Here is a 15,474-nt window from a genome sequence, read left to right as displayed (position 1 = left end):
GCCCGCCGTGATCCGCTACATCATCCGACGGCTGCTGATCTCGATACCCATCCTGATCATCGGCAGTTTCGCCTGCTACGTCCTCGTCGCCACCGCCGGCAACCCCTTGGCGGAGATGCGCTTCCGGCCCGGCGTCACCGACGCCGACATCAGGGCCGCCGAGGCCACCCTGGGCTTGGACAAGCCCGTCATCGTCCGCTACTGGAACTGGCTCACCGACTTCCTGTCGGGCGACTGGGGCCAGAGCATCGCCCTCGGTCAGGCCAAGACCGCTGTCTTCCCGGCCGTCACGGACGCGCTGTGGACCACCGGCCGCCTCGTCATCGGCGCTGAGCTGCTCGCTCTGACACTGGGTGTCTCGGTCGGCGTGCTCGCCGCCGTGCGCCAGTACTCGATCTTCGACTACCTCGCCACCAGCACCGCGTTCCTCATGTTCTCGATGCCGATCTTCTGCGTCGCGGTGATCGTGAAGAACTACGGCATCCAGTTCAACAACGTCCTGGAGTCGATGGGGCTGGACCGCTGGCTCACCACCGCCGGTCCCCGGCCGGGTGGGTTCTCCGGCAGCTTCGGTGAGGTGGTCTTCAAGTACACCGGCACGTTCCTGCTGCCGACCGTCGCGCTGATGCTGATCAGCTTCGCCGCCTACAGCCGGTTCGAACGGGCCTCCATGCTGGAGATCCTGCACTCGGACTTCGTGCGCACCGCGCGGGCGAAGGGCATCTCGCAGAGCCGGGTGATCTTCCGCCACGCCTTCCGCAACGCGCTGATCCCCGTCGCCACCCTGTTCTCGCTGAACTTCGGTGCCGTGCTGTCCGGCGCGATCATCACCGAGACCGTGTTCGGCTGGGCCGGCATGGGCACGCTGCTCGTGAACTCCGTGCGGCAGTTCGACCCGCCGATGCTGATGGGCTGGCTCGCCGTCACGGCGACCCTGATCGTGCTGTTCAACCTGATCGCCGACGTCGTGTACGGCATCCTCGACCCCAGGATTCGCCTTGGCTAACATCAACTTGGCGTCCGAGGGCGGCGTGGTGAACAGCGCTCCCGAGGCCGACTCCCACGAGTTCGACGCCACCAAGACCCGCACCCAGGGCCAGCTCGTCCTGCGGCGCTTCCTCCGCCACCGGCTCGCCATGGTGAGCCTCGGCGTCTTCGTCTTCCTCGTGCTCTTCGCGTTCGTCGGTCCGTTCATCTGGACCTACGACTACGAGGACGTGACCAGCAAGTCCTACCAGCCGATGAGCGGCACCCACCCGCTCGGCACCACCCAGGTCGGCAAGGACATGCTCGCGCTGCTCATGCGCGGCACCGGGTACTCGCTGCAGATCGCGTTGATCGTGGCCGCGCTGGCGACCGCGATCGGGGTGACCTTCGGTGCCCTGGCCGGATACCTCCGCGGCTTCGTGGACGCCGCGCTGATGCGGCTCGTCGACCTGCTGCTGATCATCCCGCAGATCGCGGTCGCCGCGATCGTGGTGAAGGGCTTCTCCGGCAGCTGGTACGTCGTCGCGCTGGTGCTCGCCGCCTTCGCCTGGATGCAGATCGCCCGCATCACGCGCGGTGAGACGCTCTCCCTGGCACAGCGGGAGTTCGTCGAGGCCGCACGGGCCTGCGGCGCCAGCACCCCGCGCATCATCTTCAAGCACCTCGTGCCGAACATGATCGGCAGCATCACGGTGAACGCCACGCTGGCGATCGCCGCCGCGGTCCTCACCGAGGCCGCGCTGTCGTTCCTGGGCCTGGGCGTCCAGCCGCCGGACACGTCGCTCGGCGTGATCGTGCTGGAGAACTACGGGCAGTTCCTGAACCGGCCGTGGCTGTTCTGGGGTCCGTTCATCGTGCTCGTGTCGCTCTCCCTCGCCGTCAACTTCATCGGTGACGGCCTGCGCGACGCGTTCGACCCGAGGCAGACGAAGGTGCGTGCCTGATGTCCACTGCTCCCGATCTCTCGGAGGACTTCCTGCCCTCCGGTACCACCGCACCGCTGCTCTCGGTCAGGGACCTCTCGGTCACGTTCCCGACCGACGACGGTGACGTCCGCGCCGTGCGCAACGTCTCGTTCGACCTCAACTCCGGCGACGTGCTCGGCATCGTGGGCGAGTCGGGCTCCGGCAAGTCGGTGTCCTCCATGGCGATCATGGGCCTGCTGCCCAAGAACGCCCGCATCGAGGGTTCCATCCGCTACCGCGGTGAGGAGCTGAACGGCCGCACCTACAAGCAGATGCAGCCGTTCCGCAGCAAGCACATCTCGATGATCTTCCAGGACCCGATGACGTCGCTGAACCCGGTCTACACCGTGGGGTGGCAGCTCGCCGAGACCTACCGCGCGCACCACGACGTCTCCAAAAAAGCGGCGTGGGCCAAGGCGGTCGAGGCGCTCGAGCTGGTCGGCATCCCGCAGCCGGACAAGCGCGCGGCGCAGTACCCGCACGAGTTCTCCGGCGGCATGCGCCAGCGCGTCGTCATCGCGATGGCGATCATCAACGACCCCAGCGTGATCATCGCCGACGAGCCGACCACCGCGCTCGACGTGACGGTGCAGGCGCAGATCCTCGACACCATGCTGCGCATCCAGTCCGAGACCGACGCGGCGATCATCATGATCACGCACGACCTCGGCGTGGTCGCGGGCATGGTCAACCGCGTGCAGGTGATGTACGGCGGCACCGTGGTCGAGTCCGGCCCGGTCGACGACGTCTTCGAACGGCCGCGCATGCCCTACACCGTGGGACTTCTCGGCTCCGTGCCGAACCCGTCCACGCTGGGCAAGCGGCTCACCCCGATCAAGGGCGCGCCGCCCTCGCTCGTGAACCTGCCGACCGGCTGCTCGTTCTCCCCGCGCTGCCCCCTCGTCGCCGAGGTGTGCCACGAGTGGGAGCCGGAGCTCGAGGAGGCCGGCGCGCCCGGCCACCGGACGCGGTGCCACCGCTGGGAGCACCTGGCGACGATCGAGCAGCCGCAGAGGCTGTTCCTGCACGACGAGATCGGCACGGTGGAGAACCCGGCGGCGTTCGCCGCGGCCAACCCCGACGAGTCCCTCGAGGTGACCGCCGTGCACGGGTCTTCGGTGACTGATGAGGAGGCGAAGTGACCGCGCCGTTGCTGGAGGTCACCGACCTCGTCAAGGAGTTCCCGGTGCGCGGCAAGGGGATCATCCCGCGCAACACCGGCACGGTGCAGGCCGTGTCCGGTGTGTCGTTCACGCTGCACCCCGGTGAGACGCTCGGCCTCGTCGGCGAGTCCGGCTGCGGCAAGTCGACGACCGGGCGCGCGATCCTGCAGCTGCACAAGCCGACCTCGGGCTCGGTGAAGTTCGACGGGCGCGAGCTCACGTCGATGAGCAACAAGCAGCTGCGGCCGTTGCGCAAGGACATCCAGATCGTCTTCCAGGACCCGTACGCGTCGCTGAACCCCAAGTGGCAGGTCAACGACATCATCGCGGAGCCGCTGCAGATCCACGGCGTCGAAGGCGGCGTGCAACGGCGGGTCAACGAGCTGATGGAGCTCGTGGGCCTCAACCCCGAGCACCGCGCCCGCTACCCGCACGAGTTCTCCGGCGGTCAGCGCCAGCGCATCGGCATCGCCCGCGCGCTCGCGCTGAACCCGCGGTTCCTGGTGCTGGACGAGCCGGTGTCCGCTTTGGACGTCTCGGTGCAGGCCGGGGTCGTGAACCTGCTGGAGGAGCTGCAGGATCGGCTCGGGCTCGCGTACCTGTTCGTCGCGCACGACCTCTCGGTGGTGCGGCACATCTCGGACCGCGTCGCGGTGATGTACCTCGGCAAGATCATCGAGATGGGCGACCGCGAGGCGATCTACACCAGGCCGATGCACCCGTACACGCAGGCGTTGCTCTCGGCCGTGCCGATGCCCGACCCGAAGGCGGAGCGGCAGCGCCAGCGGATCGTGCTGACCGGTGACGTGCCGTCGCCGGTCAACCCGCCGTCGGGGTGCCGCTTCCGCACGCGGTGCTGGAAGGCGCAGGACATCTGCGCCACCGAGGAACCGAAGCTGGAGAGGCGTGGTGGACCGGGGGGAACGTTGTCCGCCTGCCACTTCGCGGAGGAACGCGCGGTCGTGTGACGGTCTCCGCTGACCGGTGAGAGCCTCGGCCGGCCCGCACAACGGGCCGGCCGAGGCTCTCCGCGCTCTGACGCGGGCGCGTCTTCCCGGCGATCTCGCCGCCCCTGCGGAGCAGGGGAGATGAACACCGCTTTACTCTTTTCCGGTGACGCTGACTGCCCCACCACGGTTGCTCTTCGTGCACGCCCACCCCGATGACGAGAGTCTCTGGACCGGCGGCACCATCGCGCGCTACGCCTCGGCCGGCGCGCACGTCACGGTGGTCACCTGCACGCTGGGGGAGGAGGGCGAGATCATCCCGCCCGCGCTGGCGCACCTGGCCGCCGACGCCGCCGACCAGCTGGGCGGCTACCGAGTGGGTGAGCTGAGGTCGGCCTGCGCCGCACTCGGCGTGACGGACCACCGGTTCCTCGGCGGCATCGGGCGCTGGCGCGACTCCGGCATGGTCGACGTGCCGTCCAACGCGAAGGCGCGCGCGTTCATCCAGGGGGCGCTGGAGGAGCAGACCGCGCAGCTGGTCGAGATCCTGCGCGAGGTCAAGCCCCAGGTCGTCGTGAGCTACGACGCGTTCGGCGGCTACGGCCACCCGGACCACATCCGCGCGCACGAGATCACGGTCGCCGCGTGCGCCCAGGTCTCCGACGTCGAACGGGTCTTCTACGCCGTCACGTCCCGCGACGCCACGAACGCCGGTGTGGCCGCCCTGGAGAACGTCCCCGAGGCGTTCCGGCTGCCCGAGCCCGGTGAGCTGCCGGTCACGCCGGATGAAGAGATCACAACGGTTGTGGACGTGTCCGAGCACCTGACGGCCAAGCGCCGCGCTTTGCGTGCACACTCGACGCAGGTCAGCGTGTGGGACGACGGGTACGCGCTGTCGAACGACATCGCGCAGCCGCTGGTCGGGGCCGAGTACTACGTGCTCGCCAAGGGATCGGCCGCGGGCGCGGAGGCGGATCTGTTCGGAGGACTGGGTGACCGGTAGCTGGCGAGTGGTGTTCCTGCTGCTCCTGTGCGTCGAGGCAGCAGTGCTCGCCGTGCTGGAGACGTTCTTCCTCCCGCTCAGGCTCGACGGCCTGGTCCTGCCCCGGCTGGGCGACCTGCCGTTCCCGGTCACGGTCGTGGTGGCCGTCGTCACCACCCCGCTGCTCGTGCAGTGGGCGTCGGGCCTGTCCACGCGCGTCGCGGCCGCCGCCGCGCCTCTTCTCGTGTGGTTCTTCACGATCTTCGGGCTCGGGTTCCTCGAGCCCGGCGGCCAGGGCCAGTTCCTGCTCGGCGACTGGCGCACGCTGCTGCTGATCGCGGGCGGCGCCATGCCGGGCGCGGTGGCCGTGGGCGCCGTGATGGCGCGCAACGCGGCCAACAGGCCCGGCCTCTACGAGACCGCCGGGATCCAGTAGCGGTAGCGGTGGTGCTCGGAGCAGCCGAGCTCCTCGTACAGCCTGATCGCCGGCTCGTTGTGCTCGGCGACCTGGAGCACGCACGTCGCGGCGCCGCGCTCGAGTCCCCAGCCCGCCAGCTCACCCATCAGGCGCCTCGCGAGGCCCTGGCGGCGGTGTGACGGCCGGACGGCGAGCCGTGCGACGTGGAGCAGGTCGTCGACGACCGCACCCCGCACCGCGGCGACCACGGTGCCGTTCTCGGTGGTGCTCGCGAAGCAGACCGCGTCGCCGGTGCCGAGCACGTGCCGCTGGGCGGCGGAGACCTCGGATCCGGCCGTCAGTTCCCACCATCCGGGAAGATCACGACTTTCGGCCACGCCCTCGGCGAACTTCTCCAGAGCACCGGTCATGACCAGCGACTCCGCTCCGCCCGGATGATCGAGGTCGACGCGCCACCCGGCCCGTTCGACCGCGGGCTCGTGCGCGGAGCCCCGGACGACGTGAGCCGTGGGTTTGATGCCGTGCTCCCGTGCGAACCCCTGGACGACCCCCAACGCGTCAGGAATGGGAATGCCGGGATCACCGCAGGTCAGAGTGCTGTTGGCGCGTCCGGTGAACCCGTTCGCCGCGCGCATCAACCAATCTCCTAGCGGTACTTCTGCCACAGCGGGCCATGCTCGCGCGCAGAGCAGTTCGAGATGATCGGCGGTGTGCACGCGTTCATCCTGTCCCACCAGGTGTTGTGACGTGGAACACCGTGCAGCTAAGGCAAGCCTGACCGGGTGATACTCGAACGTGCCGCGTACTCTCCGGCTTGCGCGGTGTGACCAGATGAAGTTGGAGAGCGCAGTGACTTATGTGATCGCCCAGCCGTGCGTGGATCTGCTCGACAAGGCGTGCATCGAAGAGTGCCCGGTCGACTGCATCTACGAAGGCGACCGGATGCTCTACATCCACCCCGACGAGTGTGTGGACTGCGGCGCGTGCGAGCCGGTGTGCCCGGTGGAAGCCATCTACTACGAGGACGACGTCCCGGACGAGTGGAAGGACTACACCAAGGCGAACGTCGACTTCTTCAACGAGCTCGGATCGCCCGGTGGCGCCTCCAAGGTCGGCAAGGTCAGCGCCGACCCGGAGTTCGTCAAGGCGCTCGCACCGCAGGCTGCCGAGGGGCATTGATCCTCCGGCGCAGGGGCCCGGCGCTGCCGGACTTCCCGTGGGACTCGCTGGCAGACCACGCCGCCAAGGCGCGCAAGCACCCCGGTGGCGTGGTCGACCTGTCGGTCGGCACACCCGTCGACCCGGTTCCCGCGGTGGTCCAGGCCGCTCTGTCGTCGGTCGCCGACGTCCCCGGCTACCCGACCACCCACGGCACCCCCGAGCTGCGCGCGGCCTTCGTCGCCGCGATGGGGCGCCGGTACGGGGTCACGGGGCTGTCCGAGGCCGCGGTGCTGCCCACGATCGGCTCCAAGGAACTCGTGGCGTGGCTGCCGACACTGCTCGGCGTCGGCCCCGGTGACGTCGTCGCCGTGCCGTCCGTGGCGTACCCGACCTACGAGGTGGGCGCGCTGCTGGCGGGAGCGGAGGTCGTCCGCCTGGCCGACGGGGAGCAACCGCCCGCCGGTACGAAGCTGGTGTGGCTGAACTCGCCGTCGAACCCGACCGGCCGGGTGCTGTCGGCGGCGCAGCTGCGGGACGCCGTCGCCGCCGCTCGTGCCGTCGGCGCCGTGGTGGCCTCGGACGAGTGCTACCTGGCGCTGCCGTGGGACGACGCGGAGCCGGTGTCGGTGCTGCACCCGTCCGTCGTGGACTCCTTCGACGGCGTGCTCGCCGTGCACTCGCTGTCGAAGTCGTCGTCGCTCGCGGGCTACCGGGCCGGGTTCATCACCGGTGACCCGGAACTGGTGGCGGGCCTGCTGGAGCTGCGCAAGCACGCGGGCATGATCGTGCCGCGGCCGGTGCAGGAGGCCATGCGGGCGGCGCTGGAGGACGACGAGCACGTCGCCGAGCAGCGTGCGCGCTACCGCGCCCGGCGCGAGGTGCTCAAGCCCGCGCTGGAGGCGGCGGGGTTCACCGTGTCGCACTCCGAGGCGGGGCTCTACCTGTGGTCGTCGCGCGGTGAGGACGCCTGGGAGACCATCTCCTGGCTGGCCGACCGCGGCGTCCTGGCCGCTCCCGGCACGTTCTACGGGCCGGAGGGCGCCCAGCACGTGCGGATCGCCCTCACGGCCACCGACGAACGGGTCGCGGCGGCCGCGGAGCGCCTCGGCACCTGACCTCAGGGCTTGAGAGCGGACCAGACCCTGCGGGTGAACTGGTTCGGCGGCACCGCGTCCGTCGTGAGGCGGACGCTGGTGCTGATCTCCTCGCCGCTCAGGCCCAGGCCGAGCACGAGGTGCCAGTGCAGGTCCCACAGGTCCTGGAACGCGTCCAGTTCCACGTCGGCGTCCGCGCTGACGTGGAGGACGGCCGGCTCGGCGACGCGGACGACTCTTTCGACAGCGCGCACGTCCCGTGTGTTCGTGCGGAAGCTGAACGCCAGGTCGACCGTCTCGCTGTCGAGCCCGTACGTCGCGTACGAGTGGCATCTGTGGTGCGGCAACGACAACGGCTGGTTCGTCTCCAGGTAGAGGTCGCCCTCGAACCGCAGCGTCGGCGAGTGCTGGCTCAGCGTGGCGCGGGCGCTGACGAACTCCCAGCCGGGCATGTCCAGCTTGGGCACCAGCAGTTCCAGCACCTCACCGCGCCGCGCCGACCGCGTGCGCTCACCCGAGCGCCACGGGATCTCCCTGCTGTACGGCTCTTTCTTCGTGACGAAGACGTACGGCGCGTTGTCGGTCTGCAGGCTGAGGACGACGACCGTGCGGTTCCTGGCCCAGTCGAACGCGACCGTGGTGAGGCCCGGTGCGACGCCGTCGAAGTGGCTCTCCACCCTGGGCCACCAGCTCGACAGCTCCTCGGCGGGCGCTCCCTTGACGTAGCGGCCCTTCTCGTCGACGCCGACGATCCACATGGCCTCGGACCCGCGGGCGGCGTTGCACAGCGCGGCGATCTGCCGTGCGGCCTTGCCGTGGTCGACCGGCCACTGCGTCTTGAACTCCACGAACGAGTCCTCGGACTGCGCCCCCTGCAGGGCACGCTCGATGGCGGCGCGAGCGTTCAACTCGAGTCGCTGTTTCAGCACGTGCACCTCCCTGGGACGGCCCTGAAAGCGGCTGCGGCCCAGTCTGCCTGCGCAGACCGGGCCCCAGACACCGAGTTTCCCCCGGAGCTCAGTCGTTCGCGTGCAGCGCCGCGTTGAGTTCGACGCCGGTGCCCTTGCGCGGCTTCACCAGCACGGTGCCGGTGACGGAGTCCCGGATGAACAGCAGGTTCGACTGCCCGCTCAGCGACAGGGCCTTGACGACCTCGCCGTCCGGGAGCGTGACCTTCGTGCCGGCGGTGATGTAGAGGCCCGCCTCGACCACGCAGTCGTCGCCGAGCGAGATGCCCAGACCGGCGTTGGCGCCGAGCAGGCAGCGCTCGCCGAGGCTGATGACCTGCTTGCCGCCGCCCGACAGCGTGCCCATGATCGACGCGCCGCCGCCGACGTCCGAGCCGTCGCCGACCACGACACCGCCGGAGATGCGGCCCTCGACCATCGAGCCGCCGAGCGTGCCGGCGTTGAAGTTGACGAAGCCCTCGTGCATGACCGTGGTGCCGGACGCGAGGTGCGCGCCGAGGCGGACCCGGTCCGCGTCGCCGATCCGCACGCCGGACGGGACGACGTAGTCGACCATGCGCGGGAACTTGTCGACGCTGTAGACCGTCACCGGGCCGCGGACGCGCAGTCGGGTGCGGGTCTGCTCGAAGCCCTCGACCGCGCACGGGCCGTGGTTCGTCCACACGACGTTGGTGAGCAGGCCGAAGAGACCGTCGAGGTTCGCGCCGTGCGGCTTCACCAGGCGGTGGCTGAGCAGGTGCAGGCGCAGCCAGACGTCGTAGGTGTCGCGCGGGGCGGCCTCCAGGTCGATCGCCACCCGGACGCCGACGACCTCGACGCCGCGCTCGGGGTCTTCGCCGAGGAGCTTGGCGGCGGCCTCGCCGAGGGCCTCCGCGATCTCGGCGGACGACACCCGGACGGTGTCGAGCTCCGGCGCCTCGCCGAGGGCGGGGGACGGGTACCAGGTGTCGAGGACGGTGCCCTCCGGGGTCACAGTGGCCAAGCCGATGCCGTATGCGGTGCTCACGGGTACCGAGCTTAGTCCGCCGAGCACTTCCGCCGGCCGCGGCGAGGTGCCGGACGAGCCGGAAGTGGCACCGGTCAGTCGGGAACCCCGGCGCTGAAGTAGAGCGAGCCCAGGTCGCCGCGGGTGGCGATCAGGGCCTCGTTGCACTTCGACTGGCGCACGTCGGTGCTGGAGATGTTGTCGACGCGCACCTCGCCGCAGCGGTGCGCCTCGAACTCGCCCACCGACGTCATCAGGCGCGGCAGGACCTCGCTCACGGCCGGCTTCACGCGCTTGCCCCGCAACGAGCTGTCGAGCCTGCGGGTCATCGAGCTGACGGAGCCGACCCACTCGGCGCACTCGGCGGGGGTGCCGCTGTGCTGGGAGCCGCACGGTGCCGTGAACAGGTCGTGGATCTCGCCGCACTGCCGGGCGCACGTCGCCGGGGCTTCGCCGCAGCCGGTGGCCGTGAGCAGCAGCGCGATGACCAGGAGTGTGCGTTCGACCACGTTCCGCACGGTATCGGCTGAACGGCCCGGCGCCCAAGCGGGCTGGGTAGGGTGAACGCCGTGTCCGACACCCTTGACCTCCTCGCCGACCCGATCGACCTGACGACCGCGCTCGTGGATGTGCGCAGCGTGTCCGGGGAGGAGGCGGAGATCGCGGACCTCGTGGAGCGGTCGCTGGCACTCCACGCGCCCCACCTGGAGATCACTCGATCGGGGAACTCGGTGCTGGCCCGCACGAACGCGGGCAGGGAGCGCCGCGTCGTGCTCGCCGGGCACCTGGACACCGTGCCGGTCAACGACAACTTCCCGAGCCGCCGCGAGGGCGACGTCCTGCACGGCTGCGGCACCGTCGACATGAAGGGCGGCGACGCGGTGATGCTCGCGATCGCGGCCCTCAGCGCTGATGCGCGCCACGACCTCACGTTCGTCTTCTACGACTGCGAGGAGATCGAGGCCGAGCGCAACGGCCTGACGCGCATCGAGCGCGAACTGCCGGAGTGGCTGCTGGGCGACCTGGCGATCGTGTGCGAACCGTCGAACGGCACGGTCGAGGCGGGTTGCCAGGGCACGATGCGCATCGAGGTCGGCACGTCGGGGAAGCGCGCCCACACCGCCAGGGCGTGGATGGGCCGCAACGCCATCCACGGCATGGGCGAGGCGCTGCGCAGGCTCGAGCAGTACGTGCCGCGCCAGCCCGAGATCGACGGCTGCCGCTACCACGAGGGCCTGCAGGCCGTGAAGATCAGCGGCGGCGTCGCGGGCAACGTCGTGCCGGACGCCGCGGTGCTCACGGTCAACCACCGCTTCGCGCCCGACCGCACGGTCGAGCAGGCGGAACAGCACCTCCGCGAGGTCTTCGAGGGCTTCGACGTCACCGTCACGGACTTCGCCGCCGGCGCCCTGCCGGGCCTCGGCGCCCCGGCGGCGCAGGAACTCGTCACGGCCGCCGGGGGCACCCCGGTCGCCAAGCTCGGCTGGACGGACGTGGCGCGGTTCGCGGCGCTCGGCATGCCCGCGGTCAACTTCGGACCCGGCGACCCGACGCTCGCGCACACGCGGGAGGAGAACGTGCCCGTCCATCAGATCACCGGCTGTTTCGACGTGCTTAAGCGATTTCTGCTGGACTGATCACTAGCATCTCAGTGATGACGGAAGAGAAGAACGGCGTCGTGGACGAGCACCCGAAGGAGAAGCAGCGCGGCCCGGTCGTGCTGCGCCGCGGACACAGGGACGAGCTCACGACCACCGACCAGCGGCTGCTCGACTCGCGCGGCCACACGGACTGGGTGCACACCGACCCGTGGCGCGTGCTGAGGATCCAGGCCGAGTTCGTCGAGGGCTTCGGCGCGCTCGCCGAGGTGCCGAGCGCGGTGACCGTGTTCGGGTCGGCCCGGACCGGGCGTGACCACCCGGAGTACCGGACCGGGCGCGACCTCGGTGCGGCGCTGGCCCAGGCCGGCTTCGCCGTCATCACCGGTGGTGGGCCCGGTGCGATGGAGGCCGTCAACCGCGGGTGCTCGGAGGCCGGCGGGTTCTCGGTCGGGCTCGGGATCGAGTTGCCGTTCGAGCAGGGGCTGAACCCTTGGGTCGACCTCGGGGTGAACTTCCGGTACTTCTTCGTCCGCAAGACGATGTTCATCAAGTACTCGCAGGCCTTCATCTGCCTGCCCGGTGGGTTCGGGACGCTCGACGAGCTGTTCGAGGCCCTGACGCTGGTGCAGACGAAGAAGGTCACCAAGTTCCCGGTGGTGCTGTTCGGAACGCACTACTGGCAGGGGCTCTACGACTGGATCAAGAGCTCGGTGCTGGAGGGCGGCAAGGTGGGGGAGAAGGACCTCGCCCTGCTGCACCTGACCGACGACATCGAGGACGCGGTTCGGGTGGTCAAGGAAGCGCATCAGGCCTGGGCCGACGCGCACTGAGTCCGGCTGATCCGGCGCGGGTCGGGTCGAAGCGCCGGGATGGCGACCGGGGCTTGACCTCGAGCCCGTGGCGGGATGCCGGGACGGCAGGAAAGGCCTGTGGGGGAAGCATCCTGCCCCTCGAGCCAAAGCCCCGATCGCCGGTGCCGGCTCCGCGGCGGCCGGACGTCGTGCGACAGTGGGGCGCTGGTCGCATTCCTTCGAGTGGTGAAAGTGGTACCTCGGACCGATGTACGTCGCTGTGTATTGCGGAAGCCTCGCCACCGTCCCCCAGAGCTACGTCGACCTCGCCGCCGAGGTCGGGCGGCAGATCGCCGAGCGGGGCTGGCACCTCGTGTGGGGTGGTGGGCAGACGTCGATGATGGGTGCCGTGGCGCGGGAGGCGCGTGCCGGTGGTGCGCACACCTACGGCGTGATTCCCCGGGGGCTCGCGACTCGGGAGATCGCCGACCGCGAGTCGACGGAGCTGCACGTCGTCGAAACGATGCGCGAGCGCAAGAAGATGATGGACGACAAGGCGGACGCGTTCCTGACGTTGCCGGGTGGCATCGGGACCGCCGAGGAGTTCTTCGAGGTGTGGACCGCCGGGGTGCTCGGCATGCACGACAAGCCCGTGGTGCTGCTCGACGTCGACAACCACTACAAGGGGCTCGTCGAGTGGCTGACCGAGTTGCGGGACAAGGGTTTCGTCTCGCACGCCGCGCTGGAGTCGCTGGTCGTCACGGACGACGTGTCAGCCGCTCTTGACGCTTGCGTCGTCCAGACCCTTGGCGCGGGCGAGGAGTTCGGTCTCCGGTAGGAGGTCCGGCAGCGGGCGGTACGGGGTGGCGGTCACCTCGAAGCGCTTTCCGGAAACCACCCTGCCCTGCCAGGAGCCCGCTATCTCGCCGTCCACGAGGATCGCGCCCCGGCGGCCGAGGACGCGGAAGACGTCCTTCTGCGCCGCCTTGTCCGGGAGCAGCAGGTCCCGGTCGCGTGCTTGCAGGTACGGGTCGGTCGGGGGGAGCAGGCGGACGGGCGGTGGGGCGGCGTCGGCGATCTCCAGGCCTTCCGGCAGCCACGCCGGGTGGCCCTCCACGGTCACCTCGACGAGGCCTTCCCCCGGCCAGCGCTTCTTCACCTCACGGGTGGTCGTGCCGAAGTAACCGGCCACTTCGGACGGTCCGGCCGGGCCGTGCAGGGTCAGGTAGCGGTGGACCAGCTCGTCGAAGCCCGCGGTCCTGCGGGGGACGCCCGGCCAGCCGTGGACGCGCTCGAACGTCACGGTCTTCTCTTCGGGGATGATCCTCAGGCCCGCGGGGAGCGCGCCCAGGCGGAAGATCGGGTCGCTGACGTGCTCGGTGCCGCAGCCCCGGCAGGCCTCGATCGTCTGCCTGGGGGCCAACGGGGTCAGGGCCGCGCTCACGTCGCCCTTGGTCATCGGCTTCGTGACGATCGACCGCATGGCCGTCGCGATGTGCCGCAGCGCGTCCAGCAGGTCGTCGACCTTCGGGCGGGAGGCGCGTGCTCTCGCGTCGGCGTCGCTCCAGGGCCACAGGGCCCGGGCGAACGCCTTCAGCTCTCCCGGGCGGTGCAGGTGTGGTGCGCCGCGCACGGACCAGGTCAGCGTGAAGTCCTCGACCGAGGGTTCGTGCAGCCTGGCGGCGAGGCTCAGCAGGGCCGAGCCGGAGGTGTTGTCCTGGACTCCCAGGGAGAACACCGCCAGCTCGGCCGCGCCGGAGGTCCGCCGGTCCAGTTCGTGCTGATGGATCCGGTGGAAGAGCACCTGTTGCCGGGTGAGGTCCACCCGGACATTCTTACGCCTTCGGCACGGTGAGGCTCGACGGTCCGAAGGTGACGGTTGAGCCACGTGTCGATTCCGTGAGGTAACGCGGGTCGACCGTGTCGATCACCAGTGCGATCCGGTTGCCCGCGCCGACGTTCCACACCGTCGGCTCCAGCTCCACGTCGAGCGTCCGGGTGCGGCCCGCGCCGGTCAGCTTCACCGGCTTGTGCGTGATCAGCGCGCCCAGGCCGAGCGGACCGACCTCGTACAGGTACGCGAACAACGTCGTCGTCTCCGCGCTCGGCGTCACGGTCAGCTTGAGCTTCGGCGTTCCGGCGAGCGTCGCGCCGTTCCAGTACTGCGGTCCGCTCCACACGCCGGCGACGGTGCGGTCGACGAACGGCAGCGACACCCCGGTCGGGATGTTCAGGAACCCTTGCAGCGCACCGGAGAGCAGGATCGTGCCGCTGTCGGCCACCGTGCCCCACCCGGCGTGGATCGTCCTGCCGTCGAGCTGCACCGTGTCGGCGTTGGCGTTCGGCCAGCTGCTGAACGTCCGCCACGCGCCGCCGTTGTTCGGCTTGAGGCGGACGGGCTGCTCGGCGTCGATGCCGTTGGCCGTGCCCTTGACGTAGCGGTCGAACCAGCGGCCGACCGACTCCCAGATCTCGTTGGGCAACCCGGCCGCGCCGAACAGCTCGGCGGTGGCGTGGTCGCCCGGCGAGAGCATGAGCCGCTTCGGGCCGGTCAGTCCGCCGTAGAAGTCCGCGATCTGGCCGGGCGCGAACATGCCGTCGTTCCAGGCGTTGCCGAGCATGACCGCGGTGCCGTTGGCGTTGATCTGCGCGATCTTCGTGGCGGTGGCGGCGGAACGGTCCGCGGAGATCGGCACGACCTCCCAGAACCGGCCGTCGCGGTAGGCGTCCTCGGCCTCCACGAGGACGGGACCGGGACGCCCGGTGGCCTTGCCCGCCGCGAGCAGGACCTCGACGGCCTGCTTGTTCACGGTGCTGTTCGGGTAGAGCGAGCGGGCCAGGTCGGTCCACGTGCTCAGCGCCGCGGCGGCCTTGATGCGCTTGTCGTTCGCCGCCGCCAGCAGGGACTGCCCGGCGCCGTAGGAGATCCCGGCCGCGCCGACCTTGGAGGCGTCGGCCCTGGCGTTCGCGATGGCCCAGTCGATGACCTTGCTGACGTCACCGACGGTCTCGGGGCCGGCGACGTCGATCTGACCGCCGGAGTCCCAGAAGCCGCGGCTGGTGTAGCTCACGACGACGTAGCCGGACTCCTTGGCGAGCTTCGCCGCCGCGCCGACGTACTCGATGTTGGGGACCGCCCAGCTGGACGGCATGACGAGCAGCGGGAACGGTCCGCCGCCCCGGCCGGTGGGCTCGACGACGAGGGCTTTCAAGGCGGTGCCGCCGACGCCGGGGATGGACTTGTAGGTGATCTGGTGTCCGGGGACGACCGCAAGCGCGGCAGGAGCACCGAGCAGGGTGGTGAGGAGTACCGAGATCAGAACAAGTGATCGTCGCACGCTGGTCCTCCTTGACCATGACGTAGATCACGCAGGGTTGCCGCTCGGGAGTAAAGCAGGTTGCTACTCGCGAG

17 protein-coding genes are annotated in these 15,474 nt (G+C 70.1%); 11 read left to right on the top strand and 6 right to left on the bottom strand.

What is annotated here, in order from left to right; translation table 11 throughout:
- Window positions 1–7: 7 nt before the first annotated feature.
- From BLQ91_RS23330 to BLQ91_RS23305, 6 genes are all read left to right on the top strand, one after another.
- On the top strand, window positions 8–1,006 hold the full coding sequence (locus BLQ91_RS23330) for an ABC transporter permease (protein WP_090099771.1): 999 nt from the start codon (window positions 8–10) through the stop codon (window positions 1,004–1,006).
- Window positions 999–1,931, top strand: a complete 933-nt coding sequence (locus BLQ91_RS23325) for an ABC transporter permease (RefSeq protein ID WP_425412525.1) — start codon at window positions 999–1,001, stop codon at window positions 1,929–1,931. The genes BLQ91_RS23330 and BLQ91_RS23325 overlap by 8 nt, the downstream gene beginning before the upstream one ends.
- Entirely contained in the window at window positions 1,931–3,094 is a 1,164-nt protein-coding gene (locus BLQ91_RS23320; protein ID WP_090099769.1) for an ABC transporter ATP-binding protein, read from the top strand. The genes BLQ91_RS23325 and BLQ91_RS23320 overlap by 1 nt, the downstream gene beginning before the upstream one ends.
- A complete protein-coding gene (locus BLQ91_RS23315; protein ID WP_090099767.1) occupies window positions 3,091–4,083 on the top strand; it encodes an ABC transporter ATP-binding protein in 993 nt (330 codons plus the stop codon). The genes BLQ91_RS23320 and BLQ91_RS23315 overlap by 4 nt, the downstream gene beginning before the upstream one ends.
- A 145-nt stretch (window positions 4,084–4,228) precedes the next feature.
- Complete coding sequence (gene mshB / locus BLQ91_RS23310; RefSeq protein ID WP_090099765.1) at window positions 4,229–5,065, top strand: N-acetyl-1-D-myo-inositol-2-amino-2-deoxy-alpha-D-glucopyranoside deacetylase; 837 nt, start codon at window positions 4,229–4,231, stop codon at window positions 5,063–5,065.
- A complete protein-coding gene (locus tag BLQ91_RS23305; RefSeq protein ID WP_090099763.1) occupies window positions 5,055–5,480 on the top strand; it encodes a hypothetical protein in 426 nt (141 codons plus the stop codon). The genes mshB and BLQ91_RS23305 overlap by 11 nt, the downstream gene beginning before the upstream one ends.
- On the opposite strand, the gene BLQ91_RS23300 is transcribed toward BLQ91_RS23305, so the two are convergent.
- Window positions 5,456–6,127, bottom strand: a complete 672-nt coding sequence (locus BLQ91_RS23300; protein WP_425412524.1) for a GNAT family N-acetyltransferase — start codon at window positions 6,125–6,127, stop codon at window positions 5,456–5,458. The genes BLQ91_RS23305 and BLQ91_RS23300 overlap by 25 nt on opposite strands.
- Window positions 6,128–6,311: 184 nt before the next feature.
- Here BLQ91_RS23300 and fdxA point away from each other — a divergent pair, with 184 nt between their 5' ends.
- Together fdxA and dapC are read left to right on the top strand one after the other, a co-directional pair.
- Window positions 6,312–6,641, top strand: coding sequence for a ferredoxin (fdxA, locus tag BLQ91_RS23295; RefSeq protein ID WP_218130387.1), 330 nt, complete (start codon window positions 6,312–6,314; stop codon window positions 6,639–6,641).
- Window positions 6,638–7,738 (top strand): succinyldiaminopimelate transaminase, encoded by a 1,101-nt coding sequence (gene dapC, locus BLQ91_RS23290; protein ID WP_281199643.1) that lies wholly within the window; start codon window positions 6,638–6,640, stop codon window positions 7,736–7,738. The genes fdxA and dapC overlap by 4 nt, the downstream gene beginning before the upstream one ends.
- A 2-nt stretch (window positions 7,739–7,740) precedes the next feature.
- On the opposite strand, the gene BLQ91_RS23285 is transcribed toward dapC, so the two are convergent.
- The 3 genes from BLQ91_RS23285 to BLQ91_RS23275 form a co-directional block, all read right to left on the bottom strand.
- The gene (locus BLQ91_RS23285) at window positions 7,741–8,646 is read right to left on the bottom strand and encodes a hypothetical protein (RefSeq protein WP_143022778.1); all 906 of its coding nucleotides are present in this window, start codon (window positions 8,644–8,646) and stop codon (window positions 7,741–7,743) included.
- An 88-nt stretch (window positions 8,647–8,734) separates the two neighbouring features.
- A complete protein-coding gene (gene dapD / locus BLQ91_RS23280) occupies window positions 8,735–9,691 on the bottom strand; it encodes a 2,3,4,5-tetrahydropyridine-2,6-dicarboxylate N-succinyltransferase (RefSeq protein ID WP_245733760.1) in 957 nt (318 codons plus the stop codon).
- Window positions 9,692–9,765: 74 nt separating this feature from the next.
- Window positions 9,766–10,179 carry a hypothetical protein gene (locus tag BLQ91_RS23275; RefSeq protein WP_143022777.1) on the bottom strand — a complete coding sequence of 138 codons (414 nt, stop codon included), beginning with the start codon at window positions 10,177–10,179 and terminating at the stop codon, window positions 9,766–9,768.
- A gap of 60 nt (window positions 10,180–10,239) precedes the next feature.
- Here BLQ91_RS23275 and dapE point away from each other — a divergent pair, with 60 nt between their 5' ends.
- The 3 genes from dapE (at window position 10,240) to BLQ91_RS23260 (ending at window position 12,900) form a co-directional block, all read left to right on the top strand.
- Window positions 10,240–11,307, top strand: coding sequence for a succinyl-diaminopimelate desuccinylase (gene dapE / locus BLQ91_RS23270; RefSeq protein WP_090100018.1), 1,068 nt, complete (start codon window positions 10,240–10,242; stop codon window positions 11,305–11,307).
- 17 nt (window positions 11,308–11,324) lie between these two features.
- Window positions 11,325–12,101 carry an LOG family protein gene (locus tag BLQ91_RS23265; protein WP_090099751.1) on the top strand — a complete coding sequence of 259 codons (777 nt, stop codon included), beginning with the start codon at window positions 11,325–11,327 and terminating at the stop codon, window positions 12,099–12,101.
- A 229-nt stretch (window positions 12,102–12,330) separates the two neighbouring features.
- Window positions 12,331–12,900, top strand: coding sequence for an LOG family protein (locus BLQ91_RS23260; RefSeq protein ID WP_090099750.1), 570 nt, complete (start codon window positions 12,331–12,333; stop codon window positions 12,898–12,900).
- On the opposite strand, the gene BLQ91_RS23255 is transcribed toward BLQ91_RS23260, so the two are convergent.
- Both BLQ91_RS23255 and BLQ91_RS23250 read right to left on the bottom strand, forming a co-directional pair.
- Window positions 12,835–13,887, bottom strand: coding sequence for a winged helix DNA-binding domain-containing protein (locus BLQ91_RS23255; protein WP_176959913.1), 1,053 nt, complete (start codon window positions 13,885–13,887; stop codon window positions 12,835–12,837). The two genes, BLQ91_RS23260 and BLQ91_RS23255, sit on opposite strands and share 66 nt — an antisense overlap.
- A gap of 10 nt (window positions 13,888–13,897) precedes the next feature.
- A complete protein-coding gene (locus tag BLQ91_RS23250; protein ID WP_090099746.1) occupies window positions 13,898–15,400 on the bottom strand; it encodes a CocE/NonD family hydrolase in 1,503 nt (500 codons plus the stop codon).
- Window positions 15,401–15,474: the final 74 nt, after the last annotated feature.

It is taken from the genome of Lentzea jiangxiensis (assembly GCF_900104175.1).
In the GTDB taxonomy this organism is placed as follows: Bacteria; Actinomycetota; Actinomycetes; order Mycobacteriales; family Pseudonocardiaceae; genus Lentzea; species Lentzea jiangxiensis.
The sequence above is the reverse complement of the archived record's forward strand: the minus strand, read 5'-3'. Positions and strand labels throughout refer to the sequence as shown.